This is a genomic window from Janibacter sp. GS2, assembly GCF_051200835.1.
In the GTDB taxonomy this organism is placed as follows: Bacteria; Actinomycetota; Actinomycetes; order Actinomycetales; family Dermatophilaceae; genus Janibacter.
In genome coordinates, this window is record NZ_CP195161.1 from 695,043 (window position 1) to 719,031 (window position 23,989).

Sequence of the window (23,989 nt, forward strand, 5' to 3'; positions counted from 1 at the left end):
CGGGAGTCCAATGCCCGGTGGCGTCCGCCCGACCGCGCGTCACCGGGACTCGATGACCTCGGTGGACTTGGCGATGGCGAAGCCCCATGCCTGGCCGAGAGTCGGCTTCGGCGGGAGCGACACCTCCTCCGGGTTGGTCACGACATCGAGCAGGTAGGGACCCTCGCTGGCCAACGCGCCCTGCACCGCGTCGTCGAGCTGCTCGGGATCCGTGACGCGGCGCGCCTGCAGGCCCAGTGCGGTGGCGACGGCGGCGAGGTCCGGGTTGTCGAGCTCGGTGCCGAACTCGGGCAGCCCGCCCTGCTCCTGCTCGAGCTTGACCATGCCCAGGCGAGAGTTGTTGTAGACGACGACGGTCACCGGCAACCGGTAGGTCACGGCTGTGCGCAGGTCGCCGAGCAGCATCATCAGGCCGCCATCGCCGCAGCAGGCGATGACCTGTCGGGAGCGGTCCAGGGCCTGCGCGCCGAGCGACTGCGGCATCGCATTGGCCATCGAGCCGAGGTTGTAGGAGCCGAGCAGTCGGCGCTCGTGGCTCATCCGGATGAACCGGGAGAGCCACACGGTCGACATGCCGGTGTCGCTGGTGAAGATCGCGTCGTCGGCGGCGTGCCGGTCGAGTGCAGCGGCCAGCGCCTCGGGACGGATGAGTTCCTCCGGGTTGTCGAAGGCGCTGCGCACGCGGCCGAGGAGGGTCTCGTCGTGACCCGGGCGGGTCAGGTGCTCCTGGCGCTCGCTCCACTCGGCGTAGTGACGGGTGGCGGCGTCGAGGTGTTTGCTGCTCTCGTGGGCGCCCAGCCGCGGGACGAGCTCGGCCAGGGTCGCGGCGCTGTCCCCGACGAGGGCGTGCGCGACGTGGGTGCGTCGACCGATGTGGTCCGCCCGCTCGTCGAGCTGGATGACGGTCTTGCCTTCGGGGTACCACTCCCGGTAGGGGAAATCGGTGCCGACCATGAGCAGCACATCGCACTCGTCGAGCGCCTTGGCGGCTGCCGGGTTGCCGATGAGCCCGCTCTGACCGACCTGGAAGGGGTTGTCGTGCTCGAACCCCGGCTTGCCCTTGAGGGTGATCACCATCGGCGCCCGGAGGGTGTCGGCCAGGCGCAGCACCTCGGCGCGCGCCCCCTGGGCGCCCTGCCCCACGAGGAGGGTGACGTTCTTCGCGTCGTTGAGGACGTCGGCGGCGGCGGTGACCTGGTGTGTCGGTGCGGGGGCGGGGCTCGGTGGGGGAGCGAGGAAGGGGGTGGGCGTCCCCTTCGGCAGGTCGAGGCCGCCGACGTCGCCCGGGAGGGTGAGTACCGCGACGCCGCGGTGGGCGATCGCCGCGTTGACGGCCTGCTCGAGCATCTGCGGCATCTGCGCGGCGGAGGTGACCGTGCGGGCGAAGACGGAGACGTCCTCGAAGAGGAGGTCGTTGTCGACCTCCTGGAAGGCGTGGCTGCCGATCTCGGGCGTGGGCACCTGACCGCAGATCGCCAGCACGGGGGCGTGCGACTTCTTCGCGTCGTACAGCCCGTTGAGCAGGTGGACCGATCCGGGCCCGACGGTGCCCATGCACACCCCGAGCCGGTCGGTCAGCTGCGCCTGGGCGCCGGCGGCGAAGGCGGCGACCTCCTCGTGGCGCACCCCGATCCACTCGACCCTCTCCTCACCCCGGATCGCGTCCGTGACGGGGTTGAGGGCATCGCCGACGACGCCCCACACGTGGCGCACCCCGTGATCGGCCAGCGTGGTGATGAGCATCTGGGCAACGGTGGTCATGACGGTCCTTGCTGTCGGTGGTTCGTGGGTCAGTGGGGTTGAGACGGCTCGGGGACGAAGCTGTGGGCGGAGGCGGCCTGCCAGTCCTGCGCCCAGCTCTGCGGTGCCTCGGCGACGAGCTCGCCGGGGCGCAGCCACTCGAAGAGCTCGGCGTAGGAGCGCGTCTCCCTCGAGGAGATCGTGCGCCGCAGGAGGTGGGGACCGAGGTCCTCTGGTCGTCGGGCCCCGAGGGAGGCCATCATCTGGGTGGCCTGCGCAACCGTCGCCTCGTGGTACCTGCGCACCCGCAGGCTCTTGTCCGCGACATCGAGGGCGCCCGCCCGTCGCGGGTCCTGCGTCGTGACGCCCACGGGGCATCGGCCGGTGTGGCACACCTGGGCCTGGATGCAGCCGGTGGCCATCATCATCGCCCGGGCCGAGTTCGTGTAGTCGGCCCCTTGGATGAGGCGCTTGACGATGTCATTGCCGGCGGCGACCTTGCCGCTCGCCCCGATCCTGATGTGCTCACGCAGACCTGCGCCGACGAGCGCGTTGTGCACGATCATCAGCCCGTCGGTCAACGGCCTGCCCACGTGGTCCTCGTACTCCAGCGGAGCCGCGGCCGTGCCCCCTTCGGAGCCGTCGACGATGATGAAGTCCGGTGCCGTGCCGACCTCGAGGATCGCCTTGCAGATGGCGAGCACGTCGCGACGGGATCCGACGCACAGCTTGAACCCGGCGGGCTTGCCACCGGACAGCTCACGCATCGAGGCGATGAACTCGATGAGCTCGATCGGGGTGGCGAAGACCGTGTGGGCCGCCGGGCTGACGCACTTCTCGCCCACCGGGACGCCGCGCACGGCGGCGATCTCCGGGGTGACCTTCGCTGCCGGCAGGACACCACCGATGCCCGGTTTGGCGCCCTGGGAGAGCTTGAGCGAGACGCACTTGACCTGCTCGTGGGCCGCGTTGTCGCGGAACTGGGCCGGATCGAAGGCGCCCTCCTCGGTGCGGGTGGAGAAGTACCCCGAGCCCACCTCCCAGACGAGGTCTCCCCCCTTCTCCAGGTGGTACCGCGACAGGCCGCCCTCCCCGGTGTCCTGGGCGAAGCCGCCCATCCTCGCGCCCTCGTTGAGAGCGCGGACCGCATTGGCGGACAGGGCGCCGAAGCTCATCGCGGAGACGTTGAGCAGCGACATGCTGTACGGCTGACGGCAGTCCGGCCCGCCGACCATCACGCGCGGCACCTCGGGCGGCGGGTCGAGCGGGGTGGTCGAGTGGACGAGGTACTCGTGGCCCGACCGCGAGACGTCGCGCTCGGTGCCGAAGGCCTTCTCTCCGTGGATCCCCTTGGCCCGCTCGTAGATGACCGACCGGATGTCCCGGTCGAAGGGGCGACCGTCCCAGTTGCGCTCGATGAAGTACTGCTGCAGCTCGGGTCGCAACTCCTCGAGCAGGTAGCGCATGTGCCCGACGACCGGGTAGTTGCGCAGGACGGAGTGCTTCTTCTGGATGAGGTCGTGTGCGGCGAGCGCTGCCGCGGCCACGCCCGTCCCGACCAGGCCGTACCGGAACCCTCGGGTCATGGAACCGCTCCTTCGTGGGCGCTGGTGTGCGTCTGCACCACCACTATGCGCCGTGAAGGGGCCCGGCGGGAGGGGCGACCGGTCAGACGATGTCGCGACCCTGCTTCCTGGCGGAGCGGAACTCGCGGACGAAGCCCACGCAGATCACCGCGAGGACGATCGCGACGAGTGCCGGCCAGATGAGGACGTAGAAGGTCAGTGCGGCGATGGACATGGTGTGGAAGGTCCTTTCCTCAGACGGAGACGGTCTCGTCGTCGATGTCGTCGACGTCGGTGGTGGCTTCGTCCTCCGGGTCGAAGTCATCCGTCGCCCGCGCGATGGTGTCGAAGTCGAAGGGGTCCTCGCGGGAGGCGAGGGTCATGCCGGCGCAGACGAGCGTCGAGACCGCGTAGGCCACGAGGGCTCCGGACAGGGCCGCGTAGTCGGCGATGAGCCCGATGGCGAAGGGGGCCAGCACGAGCGCCGCGACGGTACCGCCGATCAGGCCGACCTTCGGTCCGAAGAAGCCGAAGAGCATCAGACCGATGACGACGCCGATGCCGACGACCCCGAGCAGCTCGACGAGCAGGTCGAGGCCGCCGGAGCGGGGCACCCAGCCGAAGCGCACCGGAAGGAAGGCCGCCAGCGCGAGCAGTACCGAGACGGTGAACGCCTTGTTCGTCACCTTCGACCAGTAGAAGGAGGCGATGACCGGGAAGACGAGGCAACCCCACAGCGCGCCGACGAAGACGAGCAGGTCGAGGATGTTCAGCTGGAGCGCTGCGAAGGAGACCGCCGCAACGGTGGCCACGATCATCGTCATCCGGCCGATGAGCAGCATCGTCTTCGGGTTGACGGCGCGGCCCTCGCGGCGGGCGCTGACGCCGTAGATGTCGGTCATGACGAGCGAGGACAGGGCAGCCAGGTCGGAGTCGGCCGTCGAGGAGAGGGAGCCGATGATCATCACGAAGAAGACGACGATGAACGGGGTCGCCAGATGCGTGGCCGCGAGCTGCGGGAGCAGGTTGTTCGGGTCCCCACCGCTCGGCTCGATCCCGGAGTACAGGGCGAGCACTCCGAGCATCCCGATGCCGATGACGGTTGCGCCGTAGCCGATCGTCGCGGTGATGAAGGTCGGCTTGATGAGGTCCTCGCGCACGGCGAAGAGACGCTGGGCGATCGTCTGGTTGCCGATGGCATAGGCGAGGACGGCCGCGATGTACGGGGCGCCCTGCTTGAGGAAGGCCTCGGAGGAGAAGAAGCTCGACTGCTGGGGGCTGAGGTTGCTGGCGCCCTCACGCAGCAGGTCGGGGCCACCGAGGATGAAGAAGAAGGCAGGCACGAGGACGACGACGGCGCCGAGCATCGCCACGACCTGCGTGAAGTCGGTGAGCACCGAGGCGCGGAAGCCCGATCCGATCGTGTACAGGAGCACGCCACCGGCAATGATCAGGACGCCCTGGATGAAGGTCAGCGGGGAGAGCACCGCGATGAGCGCGCCACCGGCGATGAAGTTCGACATGAGGGAGATGACGCTGCCGAGCACGTTGGAGCCGGCGAGCATCAGCTGGCTGGAGCGTCCGTGGCGCACGGCCATGACCTGCGCCAGGGTGTGCGCCCGGGGGGCGACGGCACGGATGCGCTTGCCGAAGGGGTAGATGAAGAGAATCATCAGCGCGCCCCAGAGCCCGTAGTGGATCGGGCCGGAGATGCCGTAGAGGTATCCGGAGGTCGCGGAGGCGTACATCGACGACGCCCAGATCCACGTGGCGGTCATCGACGCGGCGGAGATGCCGAAGCCGACGCCGTGTCCGGCGGTCATGTAGTCGTCGGCATTCTCTCCGCTGCCTCGGCTGATCTTCATCGACATGACCATGGTCAGGCCGTAGAAGAGGAGCAGGAGCAGGACGATGGTGACGATCCCCAGGGGCGGCGCAGTCGGCATGCCTTCCTTCCGGTGTGGTGGTGTCGGGTGTGGCCTTTCGCAACGTAGCCCGGGGTCGCGGGGGAAGACGAATGACGTCAATCAGCCCCAATCGACCCCAAACGGCCGTTCGGGCCGATGGAATCAAGGGAAAGCGCATGGCTATGCACCCATGGCGTTGTGTTCAAGATCACGGTTGTGCTGCCGCTACCGTGAGGCCATGAGCACCCACGACGCCGAGCGCAGCGCCCCGATCGGGGTGGGCCGGGCCCGACAGAACGCCATCTACCGCCCCGGTGCCCTGGGTGTCGCACCCACCGTGCCGACCGATGCCCTCGAGCTCGAGCGCCGCGCCCGACGGGCGATGAGCCGCAGGGCCTGGGCCTACATCGCCGGAGGCGCCGGGGGAGGCGCGACGATGCGCGCCAACCGGGAGGCCTTCGACCGGTGGCAGGTCATCCCGCGGATGCTGCACGCGACGACGGAGCGTGACCTGTCGACCCGGGTGCTCGGCACGGACCTCGCCTCGCCGGTGCTGCTCGCGCCTGTCGGCGCCGCCGGCCTCGTCAGCGACGAGGCGGACCTGCAGATCGCCCGTGGCGCGCACGCGAGCGGCGTCCCCTACGTCTTCTCCTGCCAGGGCTGCTCCCCGATGGAGGAGACCGCGCAGGAGATGGCCGGGACTCCCTTCTGGTACCAGCTGTACTGGTCCACCGACGAGCAGCTCGTCGACTCGATGATCGGTCGGGCGGAGGCCGCCGGGGCGGAGGCGCTCGTGGTCACCCTGGACACGACGATGCTCGGGTGGCGCACCCAGGACCTCGATCTCGGTTCACTCCCCTTCGCCCGGGGTCAGGGGATCGCGCAGTACACCTCCGACCCCCGGTTCATGGCCATGGTTCGTGAGCGGGTGGCAGCTGCCGCGAGGGCGGGCGCGCGGGGTGCCGAGGCGCTCGGCCTCGACCCGCGTCGGCCGGTGGACCTGGTGCGGGCGGCGAAGGGGGGCGCCGGCACCGTGGTGTCGATGTCCCGGGAGCACCCCGGTGGTCTGCGCGCCAACTTGCGCTCGGCGGAGCCGCGGGCGGCGGTGGAGACCTTCCTCGACATCTACTCCAACCCGGGGCTGTCGTGGGAGCACATCGCGACGCTCAGGGAGCGCACCTCGCTCCCCGTCGTGCTCAAGGGCGTCCTGCACGAGGACGACGCCCGGCGGGCCCTCGACTCCGGCGTCGACGCGATCGTCGTGTCGAACCACGGTGGGAGACAAGTGGATCGCTCAATCGGCGCGCTCGACGCCCTCGTGCGGATCCGGGCGGCGATCGGACCGGAGCCGACGGTCCTCATGGACAGCGGGGTGCGCAGCGGGGCGGACCTCTTCATCGCTCTCGCCCTCGGCGCCGACGCCTGCCTCCTCGGGCGCCCCCACGTGTACGGTCTCGCGCTCGACGGGGCGGCCGGTGTCAGTGCGGTCATCGACAATGTCGTCGCCGAGCTCGACCTGACGATGGGTCTCGTCGGCACGGCATCGATCGCCGACATCACCCGGGAGCTGCTCATCGAGGGGTGACCCGCGCCGGGTCCTCCGGCATTCGTGACCCGAAGGTGCTTGCGCCCCTGCGTGGCTCACGCTTGGGTGTCATCATGAGCCACGAGACGCCACCTCCGCCGCCCAGCCAACCCCCGCCGCCCAACGGCCCGCCGCCACCCCAGGGTCCGCCACCGCCGCAGGGCCCGCCGCCACCCCAGGGTCCGCCACCGGGTGGATCGGGGATGCCGCCGCACGGAGGTGCCCCCGGGGCGGGCCCCTACAACGCCGTCGATGCGGTGAAGTACGGCTGGACCAAGTTCTCCCAGAACGTCGTTCCCTTCGTCGTCCTCACCTTGGCGATGCTCGGCGTCGCCGTCGTGGTCAATCTCGCACTGAGCATCGGTATCGGCTTCGCGCTCCCACGGGGCGGGTTCTCGGGCCAGATCGCCAGTCTCGTCAGCAGCTTGATCACCACGGTGATCGTGTGGGGCCTGGGCATCGCTCTTGCTCGGGGTGCACTGGACGTGGTGGACACCGGGCGGACCGAGGTGGGTGAGATGTTCACCCGGATCGACTGGGGGCAGGCGCTCGTCGCCGGCATCCTCGTCTCCATCGCCGTCAACATCGGTTTCCTGCTGCTCGTCCTGCCGGGGCTCGTGCTGGCCTTCCTCCTCTCCTACACGAATCTCGCCGTCGTGGACGGCGCGCAGGCCATCGACGCGATCAAGGGCAGCTATGCCTTCGTCACCGGGCACCTGGCGGAGACGCTGATCTACGCCCTCATCGGGATGGCGCTGTCGATCCTCGGTGTCTGCACCCTGGGTCTGGGACTCATCGTCATCACGCCGGTGGTGCTCATCGGCCTCGCCTACACCTGGCGCGTGCTCCAGGGGCGACCCGTCGCCGCGTGACGACGAGGGCGCGGTGACCCACCAGCGCCCGAGTCAGCGACCACCGAGGACGGCGACCACGAAGTCGCCGTCCTCGGTGTACGGGGAGAGGTCCCAGCCACTCAGGAGGACCTGCTCGCCCAGGCCGGCAGCAGCCGCGTCGGAGCGGAACTCGTCGAAGGGGTAGCCGCGGCCGGCGCCGAAACCGATGACGGCCCGGCCGCCCTCGGCCACGTGGTCGGCGAAACCGGCGAGCACGGCACCACGGGTGCTCGGCGCGAGGAAGGTCATGACATTGCCCGCGCAGATGATGAGGTCGAAGAGGGCGCGCTCGCCACCCTCGTCCCGCACGTCGAGGGAGGCGAGGTCGCCCACGAGCCACCGGGGACCGGGGTGGTCCTCCTCGGCGGCAGTGATGAGCGCCGGGTCCACGTCGACGCCGGTGACGGCGTGACCGAGCTGGTGGAGACGCGCCCCGACCCGACCGGGGCCACAGCCGGCGTCGAGGATGCGCGCGCCGCGTGGGGCCATCGCGTCGACGAGGCGTGCCTCGCCGTCGAGGTCGTCGCCGCGGGTGGCCATCTCACGGAAGCGCTCGATGTACCACCGGGAGTGACTCGGGTTCTCCGCGACGATGCGCATCCACGCGCTCTGCTCCGGTGCCATGCCCTGAGCCTAGATGCCCCGCCCGGAGGCGGCGTGCTGTCGGGGCCGGCTGGCAGGATCAGCCCATGAGCGATGTCTGGGACCTGGTGCACACCGAGCGCGCGGCGCTCATCGCCGACCTGGAGCTGCTCACCGACGAGCAGTGGGCTCGGCCCTCGCTGTGCTCGGCGTGGAGTGTCCATGACGTCGCGGCGCACCTCGTCGACAATGCGATGGCCACCCCCTTCGGCGTGGTCCGGGCGATGGTTCGGGCCCGCTTCGACTTCGACCGGCAGAACGAGCAGGGCATGCGTCGGCAGCGGGGGGCGACGCCGCGGGAGACGCTGCAGCGACTGCGCGATGTCGCCGCCCGCACGTCGGGCCCGCCGGCTCCGGTCGACAGCCGGCTCGTCGAGGAGGTGCTCCACGGCGAGGACATCCGTCGTCCGCTCGGCCTCGTGCGGCACTACGATCCGGAGGCGGTCGGGCGGGCCCTGCACTACCAGGCCCGCACGTCGAGTGCTCTCGGAGGCGGCAGGCAGCTCGCCGAGAAGGCGGCGTGGCGTGCCACCGACATCGACCTGTCGTTCGGGACCGGCCCGGAGGTCGCCGGGCCGGCGCTCTCGCTGCTCATGGTCGTCTCCGGTCGGCGGGTGGCGCTCGCCGATCTCGCGGGGCCGGGTGTGCCCGCGGTTGACCTGGACTGACGGCGGGCTCGCCGGACCGGCGCCCTGCTGCCGGGCCGCTCAACCGCCACCGGTGCATGACGTGGCAGCCGCCTGACTCCCACCAGGCCAGCTGCAGCTCGGTGAGCGTGCAGCTCACCGGCAGGATCCCGCCGAGCAGCCGTCGCGTGGTCTCGACCGTGACCTCGCCCGAGGCGGCGTCGAGGGTGAGGTGCGGGTCGACGCGCGGACCGAACCTCCCTTCGTAGGGAGGGCAGTCGGGGAAGGCATCCACGAGAGCATCCGTCAGGTCGCGCAGGGGACGGTCCGGCTCGGGCCGCAGGTGGATGATCCCGTCGGGGAACTGGTCGATCTCACCCAGCTGCACCGTGATCGGGGCCGTCGCGGTGGCGATGCCGGTGATGGTGCGGAGCTGGGCCCGGGTCGGGGACCGGACGAAGGGGGCCAGCGCCGTGATGTGCGCATGGGCGAAGCCCGGGTCGGACGAGACGAAGCTCGCGTCGTGGTGGCGAGTGCGCTCGGCGACCCAGGCCTCGAGGGGAGGGGCGGGCAGCTGCAGGACGGTGTGGCCGGGCACCGGGCGAGCCTGCCTCGCCCTCGGTCTTACTTCAGGTGGGCGGGGACGAAGGCGTTGGCGCCGCGCCGCAGGGTGGCGACGACGGACTTCAGGTCCATCTCGCCCAGGGCGAGGCGCTCCCGGGCGGGGATGGAGTAACGGCCGGCGATCCACCAGGGGGCGAGACCGGCGAGGAGGAGGGTGATGGCGGTGAGCAGCGTCGTGATGAACATGTCTCCAGTGTGGTCGGTTTTTCAACAAGTGACAACCGAAGATCACCGTATGACTGTCAGGCAGTGCCTTATGGTGTGGGGATGATCGACATTCACCGACTCGCCATCTGGAGGGCGGTCGTCGCGAGTGGCTCCGTCAGCGGCGCGGCAGCCAACCTCGGCTACACCGCCGCGACCGTCAGCCAGCACATCATCACCCTGCAGCGATCCCTCGAGCTGAGCCTGTACGAGCGCAGCGGGCGAGGCATCGAGCCGACGACGATCGGGGTGCGGCTGGCCGAGGAGTCGACCGAGCTCTTCACCAGCGCTCGGCGACTCGAGCAGCTCATCGACGACCTGCGCACGGGCGCCTCGCCCCGCCTGACCATTGGCACCTTCGCCTCGGCGGCGAAGGCCTGGCTCCCGCAGGTGGTCGTCGGCCTGACCCGGCAGTTCCCGGACGTCCAGCTCGAGATCGACATCCACACCCCCGGCGCCGGGCCGGGGGAGCGCTCCCGCGACATCGAGATCGACGACGAGGTGCCGACCGAGGGGCCCTGCTCACTGTCGGGTTACCGGCGCCATCCGCTGACGGAGGACGCCATCGTCGCGGTCGTCTCGACCCACCATCCGCTGGCCGGGCGCTCGGAGGTGTCCGTGCTCGAGCTGCGCGACGAGACGTGGGTCGACCACGACATGCACGACCGCGCCACCGGCCGGGTCACGCGACTGGCTTGTCGGGCAGCAGGATTCGAGCCGCACTACGCCGCGCGCTCGGACGATCACTACGCCGTCCTCGCCATGGTCGGTGCCGGTGCCGGTGTGGCCCTCATCCCCGAGCTCGCGATCGACGGACTGCCCTCGGATGTCTGCGCGGTTCCCCTGGTCGACCCGACCCCGACCCGGCGGGTCACCGTGCAGGTGCGGGACACCTCGGCGCACCGACCGGACGTCCTGGCGGCCCAGGAGCTGATCGAGGCCGCGGCGGGTGCCTCGCGGGAGTAGGCGGTCCTCCGCTGGGGATGCCCTCCCAGCGAGGGGTCAGCGGGGTGCGCTGGGGTGGGTCCATGTCCCGCGTCGTCGCTGCCCTGTGCCTCGCGGCGGTCATCGCCCTCGGGTTGGCCGTGCAGCTGGTCCGGGACCGGGTGTGGGCGGACTCGGCAGGAAGCGTGCTCTACGCGATGGCGGCCGTTTTCGCGATCGCCATCCTCGCGCGCTGGCGGCCCGCGACCGTGGCCGGGGTGGCCTTCGTCGCCTGCTCGGCGGTCGAGCTCGCCCAGCTCACCGGGATCCCGGCGCGACTGCCTGCCCTGAGTCTGCTCCTGGGGTCGACCTTCGTCCCGTCGGACATCCTCTGGTACGCAGCGGGCGCTCTGGTCGGCGCGGGGGCGATGGTGCTCGTGACTCCCGGGCGTCGATGGCCGAAGCGCTCGGGTCGTCCGCTCAGTCCTCCGGCAGGTCCGCGAAGGCCTTCTTCGTGTCGTTGTACCAGCCGAGGGACTTGCGAGGGTGGCGCCAGCGGCTCTTCATGTCGTTGCGGGCCGGCTGGTGGGCTGCATCGCCGGCCTTCTCCGCCTCCTTGAGGTGCGCGTCCTGGGCGTTGATGACGTCGTCGGCGCTCTCACCGTGGTGCTCGAGGTCGCAGGGGCCACCGAGCTGTCGGCAGGTCATGGTCTTCATGGGTGTGTCCTTTCGTGGGGGTGTTCATCCGGTTGACGAGGGGCGGCGGACGACCCGGGCGAGGAGGGGCTCGTCCGCGCGGAAGGTGATGCCGTGCACGAACCCGTCCTCGATGGTGAAATCGAAGGCGACCTTCGCGTCGCCACGGTGGAACCAGGCGGCTCCGGGGCGTTCACCGATGTACACGGGCAGGGCCGCGTGGGCGCTGCCGTTGAAGAACTCGGCGACCTCCCGGCGGCCGTCGATCCGCTCCGGCGTGCCCATGCCGACGGCGGCGGCGTCAGCGGTGATCCGGGCGTCCGGTGCCAGCAGGCGCAGCAGGGTGCCGAAGTCCCCTTCGCGTGCGGCGGACATGAAGGCGTCGACCACCTCCCGGTCCGCGAGCGGGTCCTCGGGCTGCGGCTGGCGGACCTTGGCGCGGGCGCGGGACGCGAGCTTGCGGGCAGCGGCCGGGGTCGTGTCGAGGATCGCGGCGATGGTCGTGAACTCGAAGCCGAAGCTGTCGTGCAGGACGAAGGCGACCCGTTCGCCGGGGGTGAGCCGGTCGATGACGGCCTGGAGCGCGACGCCGACCGTGTCGGCGAGGGTGACCTCGTCGGCGACGTCCGGCGCGGTCTCGTCCGGCTCGATCTCGTCGTGGGGCACGGGCGTTCGCGCGCGCAGGCGGTCGAGGCACAGTCGGGTGGTGACGGTGGTCAGCCACGCGGGCAGCGACTCGATGTCCGTGTCGGTGCCGTGAAGACGCAGCCATGCCTGCTGGACGATGTCCTCCGCCTCGGCATGGTCACCGAGCACGCGCGTCGCCAGCGCGACCAGCCGCGGTCGCTGCGCCTCGAACTCCGCCGTCGCATCCATGGGCCCCTCCTCTCCTGTCCGTGCCGTCACTCCACTGACGTCCGGGACGCCCCGCGTGTGACAGGGATGTTGCTCCCGAGGAGGCGAGGGCGCAACCGGGCCGGCACGCAGATGGCAGGCTTGCGTGGCATGAGCCGTGATCGAGCCCCCTGGGCACTGGACGACATCCCCGACCAGCAGGGACGCACGGTGGTCGTCACCGGCGCCAACGCGGGCCTGGGGGCTGCCACCGCACGCGAGCTGTCCGCACGGGGCGCGCGGGTGGTCCTCGCCTGCCGGGACACGACGAAGGGCGATCTGGTCGCCGCGGACCTCGACGGCGCCGAGGTCGTGCGCCTGGACCTCGCCTCGCTGGCCTCCGTGCGGGAGGCGGCGACCGAGATCGGTGAGCGTCACGAGCGGATCGACCTCCTGATCAACAACGCCGGCCTGATGATGACGCCGCGCGGTGCCACCCAGGAGGGTTTCGAGCTGCAGTTCGGCACGAACCACCTGGGCCACTTCGCGTTCACCGGGCTCCTGCTCGATCAGCTGCTGGCGACGCCCGGCTCCCGGGTGGTCACCGTGTCGAGCCTGGCGCACCGCTTCGGCCCCGGGCAGATGGACTTCGAGAACCTGCACGGGGAGCGCGGCTACGACCGGATGCGCGCGTACGGGCAGTCGAAGCTGGCCAACCTGCTCTTCACCCACGAGTTGCAGCGACGTCTGTCCGGTGCCGGCGCGAGGACCATCGCCGTCGCCGCCCACCCGGGGTTCTCCCGCACCGGGCTCGCCCGCTACATGCCCCTGCCGGTCCGGCCACTCATCGCGGCGGGCACCTGGGTCACCGGACAGAGTGCGGCGAAGGGGGCGCTGCCCACCCTGCGGGCCGCGACCGATCCGGCCGTGGTCGGTGGCGAGTACTACGGGCCGAGCGGGTACCGGGAGACGCGGGGGCGACCGGTGACGGTCGGGTCCTCCCGTGGCGCTCGTGACCCGGAGGCGATGCGCCGTCTGTGGGAGACCTCCGAGGAGCTGACGGGGGTGCGGACCGCGTTGCCGGCGCCCTGACCGGCATGGCGAGGGCTAGGGTCAGGGAGTGACCGACGCATCGTGGGACGGCTACGTGCACGTTCGCGGCGCGAGCGAGAACAACCTGGCCTCCGTCGACGTGGACATCCCGCGCAACGCCTTCGTGGCCTTCACCGGGGTGTCCGGGTCGGGGAAGTCGTCTCTGGCCTTCGGCACGCTGTACGCCGAGGCGCAGCGCCGCTACTTCGAGTCGGTGGCCCCCTACGCTCGCCGACTGCTGCAGCAGGCGGGTGCACCGCACGTCACCGACATCACCGGTCTGCCCCCGGCCGTCGCCCTGCAGCAACGTCGAGGCGCCCCCAGCTCCCGTTCCAGCGTCGGCACCATCACGACCGTCTCCAACCTGCTGCGGATGCTCTACTCGCGCGCCGGCACCTACCCGAGCGGCGCGCCGCGGCTGGAGGCCGAGTCCTTCTCCCCGAACACCGCCGCCGGGGCCTGTCGCCGGTGCGAGGGCCTGGGTGAGATGCACGACGTCACCACCGAGCTGATGGTCCCCGACACGTCCCTGAGCATCCGCGACGGCGCCATCGCCGCATGGCCGGGTGCCTGGCAGGGGGCGAACCTGCGCAGCATCGCCAAGGGGCTGGGCATCGAGATCGACGCGCCCTGGCACACCCTCGACCCGACGGACCGCGAGTGGTTGCTGTTCACCGACGAGCAGCCCAAGGTCTTCATCCGGCCGGAGGCGGGTCGGGTCGACCACAGCTACGAGGGCAAGTTCTGGAGCGCGCGCAAGCACATCCGGCGCGTGCTGGCGACCTCCGCGAGCCAGATGATGCGCGACAAGGCCCTACGGTTCACCGAGAGCATGATCTGCCCGGAGTGCCGAGGCAGCGGCCTGCGCCCCGACGCGCTGGACGTGAGCATCGCCGGCCACACGATCGCCGAGGTCAACTCCCTTCCCCTGACCGGCCTCGCTGCGCTGCTGCGACCGATCGCCGAGCGCTCCGACGTGGACGCTGCGACGCCGGACGCGTCCTCGGGGGAGACGACCGAGGTCGCCGTCCGCATCTCCGTCGACCTGCTGGCGCGCGTCGAGGTGCTGCTCGATCTCGGGCTGGGGTACCTGAGCCTCGGTCGGCGCTCGACGACCCTGTCACCCGGTGAGGCGCAACGGCTGCGGATCGCCACCCAGCTGCGCTCCGGTCTGTTCGGCGTGATCTACGTGCTCGACGAGCCCTCGGCCGGGCTCCATCCGGCCGACGCGGAGCCGCTGCTGGACGTCCTGGACCGCCTCAAGGCGTCCGGCAACTCCCTGTTCGTCGTCGAGCACGACATGGACGTCGTCCGTCGGGCCGACTGGGTGGTCGACATCGGACCCGCTGCGGGTGAGGGCGGCGGTCGGGTGCTCTACAGCGGTCCGGTGCCCGGTCTCGAGCAGGTGGCGGAGTCGGTCACCGGCACCCACCTCTTCGGACGCGCCGAGCTGCTCCACCGGCAGCCGCGGTCCCCGCAGGGGTGGCTGCGCCTGACCGGCGTCACGCGACACAACCTGCGCGACCTGTCCGTCGAGATCCCCCAGTGCGTGCTCACCGCCGTGACCGGGGTCTCCGGATCCGGCAAGTCGACGCTCGTCACCCAGGTGCTGGCCGAGGTCGTGCTCCGCTGGCTCGACCTGTCCCCCGACGAAGGGGGTGACGCCCGGATCGACGTCGACGTCACCGACGCAGCAGGACTGGAGACGTTCACCCGGCTGGTGCGGGTGGACCAGCGACCCATCGGCCGCACCCCGCGCTCGACCCTGGCCACGTACACGGGGATGTTCGACGTCGTCCGCAAGCTGTTCGCGGCCACCGAGGGGGCGAGGGCCCGCGGCTGGACGCCGGGCCGGTTCTCCTTCAATGTCACCGAAGGCCGCTGTCCCACCTGTCAGGGCGAGGGCTTCGTGGAGGTCGAGCTGCTCTTCCTCCCCGGGACCTACGGCCCCTGCCCCACGTGTCACGGTGCCCGCTACAACCCCGAGACGCTCGAGGTGACGTGGCGCGATCAGACCATCGCCGAGGTGCTGGGGATGTCGGTGGACGAGGCAGCCGGGTTCTTCGCGGACGTCCCCGGAGCCTCCCGCAGCCTGGAGACGTTGCGCGAGGTCGGCCTCGGCTACCTGCGCCTGGGCCAGCCCGCTACCGAGCTCAGCGGCGGTGAGGCGCAGCGCATCAAGATCGCCACCGAGCTGCAGCGCGCGCGCCGCGGCCACGCGCTGTACCTGCTCGACGAACCCACCGCTGGGCTGCACCCCGCCGACGTCGCGTTGCTGATGCGGCAGCTGCACACCCTGGTGGACGCCGGCAACACGGTCGTGGTGGTGGAGCACGACCTGGACGCGATCTCCTCGGCGGACTGGGTCATCGACCTCGGACCCGGCGGTGGCGATCATGGTGGGTCGGTCATCGCCACCGGTACACCCCCGCAGGTGGCGGCATCGCCTGACAGCGTCACGGGACCGTACCTCGCCGGGAGGCTCTCCTCCTGATCCCGGCGCCATCCCTCAGCGGTTGCTCACCTCGACATGGCGCCGGTGCAGCTCGCGCACGGCTTCGTGCAGCTCGGGCACGGGTCCCTCGACGGGGGTACCCGGCGCGACGGACTGCACGGGGAGGGGAGCGACCGGGCTCGCGGGCGCGCCCCACCCGGAGCGCCACTCGGTCAGCTGGGCCGACGAGGCGATGAAGACGATCCGGCCGAGCCCCACCCACGCGTGAGCCGCCGAGCACATCGGGCAGTGCTCCCCGGAGGTGTAGACGGTGGCCCGCTCGCGCTCGGGACGGGAGAGATGGGTGGCCGCCCAGCGAGCGATCTCGAACTCCGGGTGCCGTGTGTGGTCCCCGCCCCCGACCCGGTTGCGGTCCTCGAAACGCACGGCGCCGGCGGAGTCGACGAGGACCGACCCGAATGGCTCGTCCCCGTCCTCGAGGGCTTCGCGTGCCAGCTCGATGCACCGACGCGCGTGGGCAAGGTCCGTGTCGGAGAGCTCCATGCCCCGCAGTGTGGCCCAGATGGGGGCCGGCGCGGTACCGGGTCAGGCGCGTGCCTCCTCGCACAGGCGCAACCAGATCTCGCTGGGCGTGGGGTAGGCCGGGACCGCCTGCCAGAGCTGCTCGATGGTCAGCCCCGCCGAGACGGCGATCGTTGCCGGGTGGAGCTGGGTGCCGGCGCTGGGTCCGACGAAGGTGGCAGCGAGGACCACACCGGTCCTCCGGTCGATGACGAGCTCGGCCGTCCCGGCGTCGTCGTCGCGCTGCACCGCCGTGCCCGCCACGGCCATCGGCAGCTCGATGCGGCGCGGGTCGTGTCCCGCCTCACGCAGCGCGCTCTCGGATCGGCCCACTGCGGCGACCTCGGGTCGGGTGAAGATCACCTGGGGTACCGCGGTGTGGTCGGCCGTCGCGGCATGGCGCGCCCCCGTGAGGGACTCCCCCCGCGCGGTGGCCGCGATGACGTCGCCGCACACGCGTGCCTGGTACTTGCCCTGGTGGGTCAGCAGCGCGCGGCCGTTGACGTCGCCGACGGCGAAGAGCCAGTCACCCTCCACGCCGAGGACGCGCATCGCATCGTCGACCGGGACGAAACCGTTGGACGGGGAGAGATCGCCCAGTCCCACCGCGTCGAGTCCGAGGTCTGCGGTGACGGCGGCCCGCCCGGTCGCGGCGAGGACCTCCTCGACCTCCACGACGTGGACACCGTCCTCGTCACGGGTGCTCTCGATCCTCACCGGCCCGCCGTGGATCCGGCCGTAGCCGGTGTCCTGCGGAGCGGCGCGGGTGACCGATGTCGGCGAGGTCCTCAGGAGCACCGTCACCCCGGCGGACCGCAGACCCTGCAGGACGGCGGCGGACGCCACCTCCGAGACGCCGAGCAGCAGACGGTCGTCGCGGACGAGGAGCGTGACCTCGGTGCCGAAGGAGGCGAACCACGTCGCGGCCTCACAGGCGACGACGCCACCTCCGATGATCGCCAGGCGGGACGGGACCTCGTGGACGTTGGTCGCGTCCCGGGAGGTCCACGGCAGGGCGGCGTCGAGACCATCGATGGGCGCGATGCGCGCGCTCGACCCCGTGGCAAGGACGACGGCCCGACGGGCGCGCACGATCCGGTCGTCGACCGTGACCTCGCGCTCGCCGGAGAGTCGTGCATGACCTCGGACGACGTGGATGCCCGCGCCCTCGGCCCACTCGACCTGGCTGGAGTCATCGAGTCCGTTGGTGAAGGTCTCTCGACGGGCCAGGGCCGCGTCGATGTCGACGCGGTCGGCGGAGAGCAGCTCGGCCACCCCCGGCAGGTTGTGGGCGTGGTCGAGGACGTCGCCCGGCATGAGGAGGGTCTTGCTGGGCATGCACGCCCAGTAGGAGCACTCCCCGCCGAGGAGTTCGTGCTCGATGATCACCGCGGACATGTCCGTGTCGGCGATCGCGTACTGCGCGGCGTTCTCACCGACGGCACCACCTCCGATGACGATGACGTCGTACTCGTCGATCGTGTCAGCATCCGTCATGGTCTTCTCCTCGTCGTCGGCAGGCACGCGGTCACGGTGCGAGGGCGGCGGCCAGCGTCCGGGGGTCGGCGACGGTCACCGTCATCGCCGGGTGGCGCAGTCGGCCGGTGGGCTCGATGGCACGGACGGGTTCCACGAAGGAGACGCACAGGCCTCGCCGTGAGTTCGTCGCGAAGGTGATGCCGTGGTCGGCGAGCGAGAGGTGGGCCGGGCCGGCCGTGCGGTGCCAGGCGTACCCGGCGGTCTCCTGAGTGCCTGAGACATTGGCCAGGGTGGTGCTCAGGCGCCACGCGCCGAAGCGCACGAGCAGGTCGTCGTCGGTGACGACGACCCGGGCAGTGGCCGGCCTGATCCCGAACAGGAGCGCGGGAAGGCGATATCGGCCCTCGAAGGCGAACCCGAAGTCGCGCGTCATAAGAGCAAGACTGGCACAGTCCTCGCGGCTGTGGCCCCGTGAGGGGGCGGCTCGTGGCGGGCGAAACCACGACCACCGGGGTGCTGACCACCCGGGTCCGCCCGTCGAGCGGCTCCGCGGGTTCCTGCTGATCGGGATGCGCGGCTTCCTGCGGCGCGCGGTCGACTGACCGGCGCTGTGACCCGGTTGGCCGGGCGAAGGGGGCCCTGTCAGGACCTTCGGTGTCTACCGTCCGGACAGTGCGGCCCGGGTCTCGGCGAGGGTGTGTCGGGACTCCACCGTGACCCCCTTCTGCTCGAGCATCCGGTAGGTCTCGAAGAAGGAGTCCAGCTCCTCGAGGAAGTTCGTGGGCAGGTCGCCGAGGTCCTGCAGGTGGTCCTGGTGGTGATCGTGCTCGGGCACGCAGATGAGCTTGGTCTCCTGAAGGTCGCCCACGCCGAGAAGGTAGGAGCCGAGCACCCGGCACCGGATGTGGATCCCCGGGAAGGTCGGCTCATCGAGGAGGACGAGTGCGTCGAGGGAGTCGCCGTCCTCCCCATCGAGCCCCAGCACGTAGCCGTAGTCACCGGGGAAGCCGGTGGGGCCACCGAGGCGGCGGTCGAACCACATCGTCCCGTCCTCGGCCTGCTCGTACTTGTTGCGACTGCCCCGGGGGATCTCGACGACGACATCGACGCGATCAAGGGTGTGGTGCTCGGTCATCGTCATCCTTCGATAGGTATCGCGCCGACGCTACTCCACGCGAGCCGGATGCCGCTGCGTCATGCGTCCCGGTGGGGCTGGTTGAGCTCCTCGGCGAGCATGTCCATGAGCAGGCCGTCGTGCCACCCGGCGCCGTCCGCGTCGCGCTCGTAGCGGCGCATGATCCCGACCGGCCGGAACCCCACCGCCGCGTAGCAGCGGATGGCCGGATCGTTGTCCGCCGCAGGATCGATGACCAGCCGATGATGGGCCCGGTCACGCACCAGGTAGCGGGCCAGGGTGGCCACGGCATCGCGACCGATGCCGCGACCGTGAACAGCGGGGTCGACGAAGATGTCGATCGAGGCGTGCCGGTAGTCGGGTTCCTCCTCCTCGCCGTACTGCACCAGGCCGCGTACCGCGCCGTCGAGGAGCACCGTGAAGCGGGTGACCGAGGGGTCGTCGAAGGGCCACTGCGCCGATGCGTCCTCGTCACGCCAGCGCGCCCACACCTCGGGAGCACGCAGTATGCGACGCAGATCCGGCACGTGGTCCGCCGCGACAGGGACCAGCACCACCCACTGTCCGCGGATCGCCGAAGGCGCTGTCACCGGGGCGCTCGCTCACACGCGAACGACGACGCCCCACGCCCGCACGCAGCGGCCCGACCGCGCACCACGATGAGGTCCTCCACGTGGCCATGATCGCGCGGCGGGGCCACCCGCGCCAGTGGACGCCCGTCCCGCAGATCAGGGGGCCGAGAGATCGGCCCGCACTGCCCGGACGAAGAAGTCCACGCCGGCCGTGAGCACGTCGTCGTTGAAGTCGTAGTCGGGGCTGTGCAGTGGTGTGCCACCGCGACCCGGCTCGGTCCCGTTGCCCAGGAGCGCGAAGCAGGCGGGCAGGTGCCGGGCGAAGAGCCCGAAGTCCTCGCTCGGCATGATCGGCGCGCAGTCGTCGACCACCCGCTCCCGACCGAGAGCGGCCACGGCCGCCGCTGCCGCGCGCGTGGTGACCTGCGGGTCGTTGATCGTCGGCGCGAACTCGTGCGTGTAGGTCACCTCGACGCCTGCACCGTGGGCCGCGGCGACCCCCTTCGCGATCTCGCGGATCCGGCGCTCGAGGAGCGCGCCCACGGGGGTGTCGAAGCTCCGGGTGTCCCCGGTGATGCGCACCGTGGACGGGATGGCGTTGCGGGCGCCGTCGGTCTCGAAGCCGGTGCACGACACGACGGCCGGCTGGGTCGGCTCGACGGTGCGGGCGACGACCGTCTGCAGCGCGAGCACGATCTCCGCGCCGATGACGAGCGGGTCGACGACCGCCTCCGGCCTGGCGGCATGGCCACCGCGCCCGTGGACGACGATCGTGAAGTTGTCCTCGCTCGCCATGATCCCGCCGGGGCGCACGTGCAGGTGGCCGGCGGGGATGCCCGGCATGTTGTGCAGTCCGTAGAGCACGTCCAGCGGAAAGCGCTCCAGCAGGCCGTCGTCGATCATCGCCTGTGCGCCCCGACCGGGCTCCTCCGCAGGCTGCATGACGATCCGTACCGTCCCGTCGAAGCCGCCCTCCTCCGCCAGCACCACAGCCGCGCCGAGCGCCATGGTCAGGTGACCGTCGTGTCCGCAGGCGTGCATGGCCCCGTCGGTGACCGACCCGTACGACCGCCCGGACACCTCCTGGATCGGCAGGCCGTCCAGGTCCGCGCGCAGTCCGACCGCCCGCCCGGATGTGCCGCGGGTGAGCGAGGCGACGACACCGGTCCCGCCGACGCCGCGCGTGACGTCGTACCCCAAACCCTCGAGCACCCCGGCGACGTGCTCCGCGGTGGCGTGCTCGGCGAAGGCCGTCTCGGGGTGCCGGTGCAGGTGGTGCCGCCAGCCGCGCAGCCGTGCCTCCCGCTCGCTCGAGCGCAGGTCCTGCTGTGCCGGTGTGCGTTCGCTGCTCATGCCGAGTCCAGTCCTTCCGTGGAGAGCAGGACGACGACCGCGTCGTCGGGGAGGTCGAGCTCGCCCCGTCGGCCGGCGTCACCGAGCGCGGCGCGCACCGCCGCGAGCGTCGCTGCGCCGCAGGGGCCGGAGGAGACCCCGAGTGTCTTGAGGTCGGCGGAGGCGGTGAGAGCCTCCTCGTCGGTGACCGTGATCGCCGCGTCGCACCCTGCGCGGAGCACCGGCCACGCCAGCGTCGAGACGGTCCCGCAGTTCAGGCCCGCCATGACCGTGGAGGCCGTGGTGACGGAGGAGGGTGTGTCCTCGCGCAGGCTCGTGAGCACGCAGGCAGCGGTGTCCGGCTCGACGGAGAGCACACTGGTCGGTCGGCCGCCACCCGCGCGCCGGTAGTGCGCCACCACCGCCTGTGCGAGCGAACCCACGCCCACCGGGACCGCGACGAGGTCGGGCTGGCGTCCGAGCGTCTCGTCGACCTCGGCCAGCAGGGTCCGGTAACCGTCGACGATCCACTGCGGCACCTCCTCGTACCCCGCCCACGCGGTGTCCTGGACCAGCTCACGGTCGACGTCGGCCGCGGCGTGCTCTGCCGCGGCCCGCACCGTCTCGTCGTAGTCGCCGTCGACGCGCACGACCTCCGCACCCTCGGAGGCGATGAGCTCCGCCGGGCGCTCGAGCATGACTGCCGGGACGAAGATCGTCGCCGTCGTGCCCAGCTCACGAGCCATCCGGGCGACCGCCCGGCCGTGGTTGCCGTCGGTCGCGGTGACCAGGTGCGCCCCGGGGTGCCGGGCGAGGGTCTGCTGACAGGCCCACGAGGCCCCGAGGACCTTGAAGGCCGGCAGGCCCATCCGGGAGGACTCGTCCTTGACGAGGACCCGTCCCACCCCGAGCTCGGCAGCCAGGTCGGGCAGGTCCACCAGGGGCGTGGGTGCGTACCCGGGCAGCGTGCGGTGGAAGTCGCGCGCCGCCTCGGACCCGGTGCCGGCCACCGAGCGTCGCCGGGCGCGGGGGTTGCTCAGCCACGAAGTCATGCCACCCAGTGTTAAAGGCCCCGAAGGTTCGCGTCCAGCGCCTAGAGTCGACCGGAACCCATCGTTGATGGCGAACAGTCCGACTCCTTCTGCCCGCGAGGTGAACCGTGCTCGACCTGCGACGACTGCGCCTGCTCGTCGAGCTGTCCCGACGCGGAACGATCGGCGCGGTCGCGCAGTCCCTCGCCTACAGCCCGTCCACGGTCTCCTCCCAGCTCGGCGTGCTGGAGAAGGAGGCCGGCGTCCCCCTCCTCGAACCGGTCGGCCGGCGGGTCCGCCTGACCGCCGCTGGTGAGCTGCTCGTCACCCACGCGGTGCGACTGCTCAGTGAGCTCGAGCGGGCCGAGGCGGGCCTGGCGGCACTGGGCGACGAGGTGGTCGGCACGGTGCGCGTGGCGGCGTTCCAGAGTGCCGTGCTCTCCCTCCTGCCCCCGGCCCTGCTCGACCTGCAACGGCACCCGGACCTGCGGGTGGAGGTGACCGAGATGGAGCCGGAGCACTCGTTGGCGGCCCTGGCCGGTGGGGACTTCGACCTGGTGATCGCGGAGGAGTACCCGGGCCACCCCCTTCGCCGGACTCCCGGCACCGACCTCGAGGACCTGGTCACCGACCGTCTCGACCTCGTGGTAGCGAAGGGGTGGGGTCCGGTGCGCGTCGCCGACCTGGCCGGGCGACCGCTGGCCATGGAGCCGCCCGGGACGCCGGCGCGGGAGTGGGCGCAGCGGGTGTGCCGTGAGGCGGGCTTCGAGCCGGACGTCACCGTGACGTCCTCGGACCTGCTGGTGCAGCTGCGCATGGTCGAGCGCGGGCTCGCCGCCGCGCTCCTGCCGGAGCTGTCGGAGGCGGCCGATCACCCCGGTGTGCGGGTCGTGTCCCTGCCCGGGCGCCCCCGTCGCCGTGTCCTCGCCGCGACGCGGGCCGGTGGTCGGGGCCGTCCCGCGATCGGAGCGGTCATCGACGCACTCCGGGCGGAGTAGCCGGTCCGGAGCCACCCGACGGTGTGCCGGGTGCCGATAGCGTGGCGGCACCCGACCACCACCCACACCGTGCCGCTGCCGTGAGGCAGCTCGTCCACTGGAGCATCCTCGTGCCCGACCTCGCCCGTATCGACCACCTTGCCCTCACCGTGACGGATCTGGCCGTGAGCCTCGCCTTCTACGAGGACGTCCTGGGTCTGCGGCCGGACGCGACGCTGGACGACGGGCCCTTCGTCAGGCGGCTGCTGCCGATCCCCGGCGGCATGCACCTTGGTCTGACCCAGCACGAGCGTGGCAGCGGTCAGTCCTTCGACCCGACCACGCCCGGCCTCGACCACCTGGCCTTCGCCTGCCGCTCCCGTGAGGAGCTCCTCTCGTGGGCCGAGCATCTCGACGCCCTCGCAGTCGAGCACGGGGGCGTGCAGGACGCGGCCTACGGGAGCGCCCTGAGCTTCACCGACCCCGACGGCAATGCGCTGGAGCTCTTCGTCCCCGCCGACTCCTGAGCTATTGGGGTAGGTGGACGCCGAGCGGCTGCCCGGCCCCGACGGACCGCCAGGCACTCGCATCTGCCTAGGCAAGTGCGAGTGCCAGCGGCCAGGGTCGGCCAGGCATCCGCCGGCGAGCTGGGAACGGGCTGTCGGATCGATCCGGCATCATCTGAGCATGTCCTCCGAGTCCCGGCACCTGAGCATCGCGATCGAGCGTCCCGTCGCGACGGTGTACGAGTACGCCTGCGACCCCACGAACCTGCCGCAGTGGGCGGCCGGGCTGGCCAGCACGACCGTCGAGCTGCAGGACGGCCAGTGGGTGGCCGGCTCACCGATGGGCCGGGTCACGGTCAGCTTCGCTGAACGCAACGACTTCGGCGTGCTCGACCACGTCGTCACGCTGCCCTCGGGCGAGAGTGTGTACAACCCGCTGCGGGTGATCCCGGACGGCGAAGCCAGTGAGGTGGTGTTCACCCTGCGGCGACGGCGCTCAATGACCGACGACGAGTTCGATCAGGACGCCGAGGCCGTGAGAACCGACCTCGAGTCCCTCAAGCGTGTGCTCGAAACACCATCAACCGACCGATAGCCGAGCATTCGGGT

Annotated in this window: 25 protein-coding genes and 1 pseudogene; 10 read left to right on the forward strand and 16 right to left on the reverse strand. The window is 71.3% G+C overall.

Annotated features, from left to right (window positions below):
• Positions 1–39 precede the first annotated feature (39 nt).
• The 4 genes from ACR9E9_RS03415 to ACR9E9_RS03430 form a co-directional block, all read right to left on the reverse strand.
• Entirely contained in the window at positions 40–1,761 is a 1,722-nt protein-coding gene (locus ACR9E9_RS03415; protein ID WP_435201704.1) for a thiamine pyrophosphate-dependent enzyme, read from the reverse strand.
• A 29-nt stretch (positions 1,762–1,790) separates the two neighbouring features.
• Entirely contained in the window at positions 1,791–3,326 is a 1,536-nt protein-coding gene (locus ACR9E9_RS03420; protein WP_435201706.1) for an FMN-binding glutamate synthase family protein, read from the reverse strand.
• Between the two features lie 82 nt (positions 3,327–3,408).
• Positions 3,409–3,540: a putative transporter small subunit gene (locus tag ACR9E9_RS03425; protein WP_435201708.1), complete on the reverse strand. Its 132-nt coding sequence runs from the start codon at positions 3,538–3,540 to the stop codon at positions 3,409–3,411.
• Between the two features lie 19 nt (positions 3,541–3,559).
• Positions 3,560–5,251 carry a sodium:solute symporter family protein gene (locus ACR9E9_RS03430; RefSeq protein ID WP_435201710.1) on the reverse strand — a complete coding sequence of 564 codons (1,692 nt, stop codon included), beginning with the start codon at positions 5,249–5,251 and terminating at the stop codon, positions 3,560–3,562.
• A 199-nt stretch (positions 5,252–5,450) separates the two neighbouring features.
• Between ACR9E9_RS03430 and ACR9E9_RS03435 the strand changes: the two genes are divergently transcribed.
• Positions 5,451–6,797, forward strand: coding sequence for an alpha-hydroxy-acid oxidizing protein (locus ACR9E9_RS03435; RefSeq protein WP_435201712.1), 1,347 nt, complete (start codon positions 5,451–5,453; stop codon positions 6,795–6,797).
• Positions 6,798–7,000: 203 nt separating this feature from the next.
• The gene (locus tag ACR9E9_RS03440) at positions 7,001–7,669 is read left to right on the forward strand and encodes a hypothetical protein (RefSeq protein ID WP_435201714.1); all 669 of its coding nucleotides are present in this window, start codon (positions 7,001–7,003) and stop codon (positions 7,667–7,669) included.
• Positions 7,670–7,702: 33 nt separating this feature from the next.
• Here ACR9E9_RS03440 and ACR9E9_RS03445 read toward each other — a convergent pair whose 3' ends face one another.
• Positions 7,703–8,314, reverse strand: coding sequence for a class I SAM-dependent methyltransferase (locus ACR9E9_RS03445; protein WP_435201716.1), 612 nt, complete (start codon positions 8,312–8,314; stop codon positions 7,703–7,705).
• A gap of 65 nt (positions 8,315–8,379) precedes the next feature.
• Here ACR9E9_RS03445 and ACR9E9_RS03450 point away from each other — a divergent pair, with 65 nt between their 5' ends.
• Positions 8,380–9,000 (forward strand): maleylpyruvate isomerase family mycothiol-dependent enzyme, encoded by a 621-nt coding sequence (locus ACR9E9_RS03450; RefSeq protein WP_435201718.1) that lies wholly within the window; start codon positions 8,380–8,382, stop codon positions 8,998–9,000.
• On the opposite strand, the gene ACR9E9_RS03455 is transcribed toward ACR9E9_RS03450, so the two are convergent.
• Together ACR9E9_RS03455 and ACR9E9_RS03460 are read right to left on the reverse strand one after the other, a co-directional pair.
• Positions 8,924–9,556, reverse strand: coding sequence for a 2'-5' RNA ligase family protein (locus ACR9E9_RS03455; protein ID WP_435201720.1), 633 nt, complete (start codon positions 9,554–9,556; stop codon positions 8,924–8,926). The genes ACR9E9_RS03450 and ACR9E9_RS03455 overlap by 77 nt on opposite strands.
• A gap of 26 nt (positions 9,557–9,582) precedes the next feature.
• Positions 9,583–9,768, reverse strand: coding sequence for a hypothetical protein (locus ACR9E9_RS03460; protein ID WP_435201722.1), 186 nt, complete (start codon positions 9,766–9,768; stop codon positions 9,583–9,585).
• 81 nt (positions 9,769–9,849) lie between these two features.
• Between ACR9E9_RS03460 and ACR9E9_RS03465 the strand changes: the two genes are divergently transcribed.
• On the forward strand, positions 9,850–10,752 hold the full coding sequence (locus ACR9E9_RS03465; protein WP_435201724.1) for a LysR substrate-binding domain-containing protein: 903 nt from the start codon (positions 9,850–9,852) through the stop codon (positions 10,750–10,752).
• Positions 10,753–10,814: 62 nt separating this feature from the next.
• A pseudogene (locus ACR9E9_RS03470) lies at positions 10,815–11,108 on the forward strand (DUF2809 domain-containing protein); the annotation flags it as partial.
• An 82-nt stretch (positions 11,109–11,190) separates the two neighbouring features.
• On the opposite strand, the gene ACR9E9_RS03475 reads toward ACR9E9_RS03470, so the two are convergent.
• Both ACR9E9_RS03475 and ACR9E9_RS03480 read right to left on the reverse strand, forming a co-directional pair.
• Positions 11,191–11,427: a hypothetical protein gene (locus ACR9E9_RS03475; protein ID WP_435201726.1), complete on the reverse strand. Its 237-nt coding sequence runs from the start codon at positions 11,425–11,427 to the stop codon at positions 11,191–11,193.
• Between the two features lie 24 nt (positions 11,428–11,451).
• On the reverse strand, positions 11,452–12,282 hold the full coding sequence (locus ACR9E9_RS03480; protein ID WP_435201728.1) for a sigma-70 family RNA polymerase sigma factor: 831 nt from the start codon (positions 12,280–12,282) through the stop codon (positions 11,452–11,454).
• A gap of 129 nt (positions 12,283–12,411) precedes the next feature.
• Here ACR9E9_RS03480 and ACR9E9_RS03485 point away from each other — a divergent pair, with 129 nt between their 5' ends.
• Both ACR9E9_RS03485 and ACR9E9_RS03490 read left to right on the forward strand, forming a co-directional pair.
• Complete coding sequence (locus tag ACR9E9_RS03485) at positions 12,412–13,332, forward strand: oxidoreductase (protein ID WP_435201730.1); 921 nt, start codon at positions 12,412–12,414, stop codon at positions 13,330–13,332.
• A 28-nt stretch (positions 13,333–13,360) separates the two neighbouring features.
• Complete coding sequence (locus tag ACR9E9_RS03490; RefSeq protein ID WP_435201732.1) at positions 13,361–15,826, forward strand: ABC transporter; 2,466 nt, start codon at positions 13,361–13,363, stop codon at positions 15,824–15,826.
• Positions 15,827–15,841: 15 nt separating this feature from the next.
• On the opposite strand, the gene ACR9E9_RS03495 is transcribed toward ACR9E9_RS03490, so the two are convergent.
• The 7 genes from ACR9E9_RS03495 to ACR9E9_RS03525 form a co-directional block, all read right to left on the reverse strand.
• Positions 15,842–16,330, reverse strand: a complete 489-nt coding sequence (locus ACR9E9_RS03495; protein ID WP_435201734.1) for a nucleoside deaminase — start codon at positions 16,328–16,330, stop codon at positions 15,842–15,844.
• Positions 16,331–16,372: 42 nt separating this feature from the next.
• On the reverse strand, positions 16,373–17,872 hold the full coding sequence (locus tag ACR9E9_RS03500) for a dihydrolipoyl dehydrogenase family protein (RefSeq protein ID WP_435201736.1): 1,500 nt from the start codon (positions 17,870–17,872) through the stop codon (positions 16,373–16,375).
• 4 nt (positions 17,873–17,876) lie between these two features.
• On the reverse strand, positions 17,877–18,260 hold the full coding sequence (locus tag ACR9E9_RS03505) for a hypothetical protein (protein WP_435201738.1): 384 nt from the start codon (positions 18,258–18,260) through the stop codon (positions 17,877–17,879).
• Between the two features lie 225 nt (positions 18,261–18,485).
• Positions 18,486–18,962, reverse strand: a complete 477-nt coding sequence (locus ACR9E9_RS03510; RefSeq protein WP_435201740.1) for an inorganic diphosphatase — start codon at positions 18,960–18,962, stop codon at positions 18,486–18,488.
• Positions 18,963–19,021: 59 nt separating this feature from the next.
• The gene (locus ACR9E9_RS03515) at positions 19,022–19,534 is read right to left on the reverse strand and encodes a GNAT family N-acetyltransferase (protein ID WP_435203570.1); all 513 of its coding nucleotides are present in this window, start codon (positions 19,532–19,534) and stop codon (positions 19,022–19,024) included.
• A 156-nt stretch (positions 19,535–19,690) separates the two neighbouring features.
• A complete protein-coding gene (locus ACR9E9_RS03520) occupies positions 19,691–20,887 on the reverse strand; it encodes a M20 aminoacylase family protein (RefSeq protein WP_435201742.1) in 1,197 nt (398 codons plus the stop codon).
• Positions 20,884–21,918 (reverse strand): pyridoxal-phosphate dependent enzyme, encoded by a 1,035-nt coding sequence (locus ACR9E9_RS03525; protein ID WP_435201744.1) that lies wholly within the window; start codon positions 21,916–21,918, stop codon positions 20,884–20,886. The genes ACR9E9_RS03520 and ACR9E9_RS03525 overlap by 4 nt, the downstream gene beginning before the upstream one ends.
• A gap of 107 nt (positions 21,919–22,025) precedes the next feature.
• Here ACR9E9_RS03525 and ACR9E9_RS03530 point away from each other — a divergent pair, with 107 nt between their 5' ends.
• The 3 genes from ACR9E9_RS03530 to ACR9E9_RS03540 all read left to right on the forward strand — a co-directional run bounded on the left by ACR9E9_RS03530 (position 22,026) and on the right by ACR9E9_RS03540 (position 23,975).
• Positions 22,026–22,895, forward strand: a complete 870-nt coding sequence (locus ACR9E9_RS03530) for a LysR substrate-binding domain-containing protein (RefSeq protein WP_435201746.1) — start codon at positions 22,026–22,028, stop codon at positions 22,893–22,895.
• Positions 22,896–22,975: 80 nt separating this feature from the next.
• The gene (locus ACR9E9_RS03535) at positions 22,976–23,401 is read left to right on the forward strand and encodes a VOC family protein (RefSeq protein ID WP_435201748.1); all 426 of its coding nucleotides are present in this window, start codon (positions 22,976–22,978) and stop codon (positions 23,399–23,401) included.
• Positions 23,402–23,561: 160 nt separating this feature from the next.
• Complete coding sequence (locus tag ACR9E9_RS03540) at positions 23,562–23,975, forward strand: SRPBCC family protein (protein ID WP_435201750.1); 414 nt, start codon at positions 23,562–23,564, stop codon at positions 23,973–23,975.
• Positions 23,976–23,989: the final 14 nt, after the last annotated feature.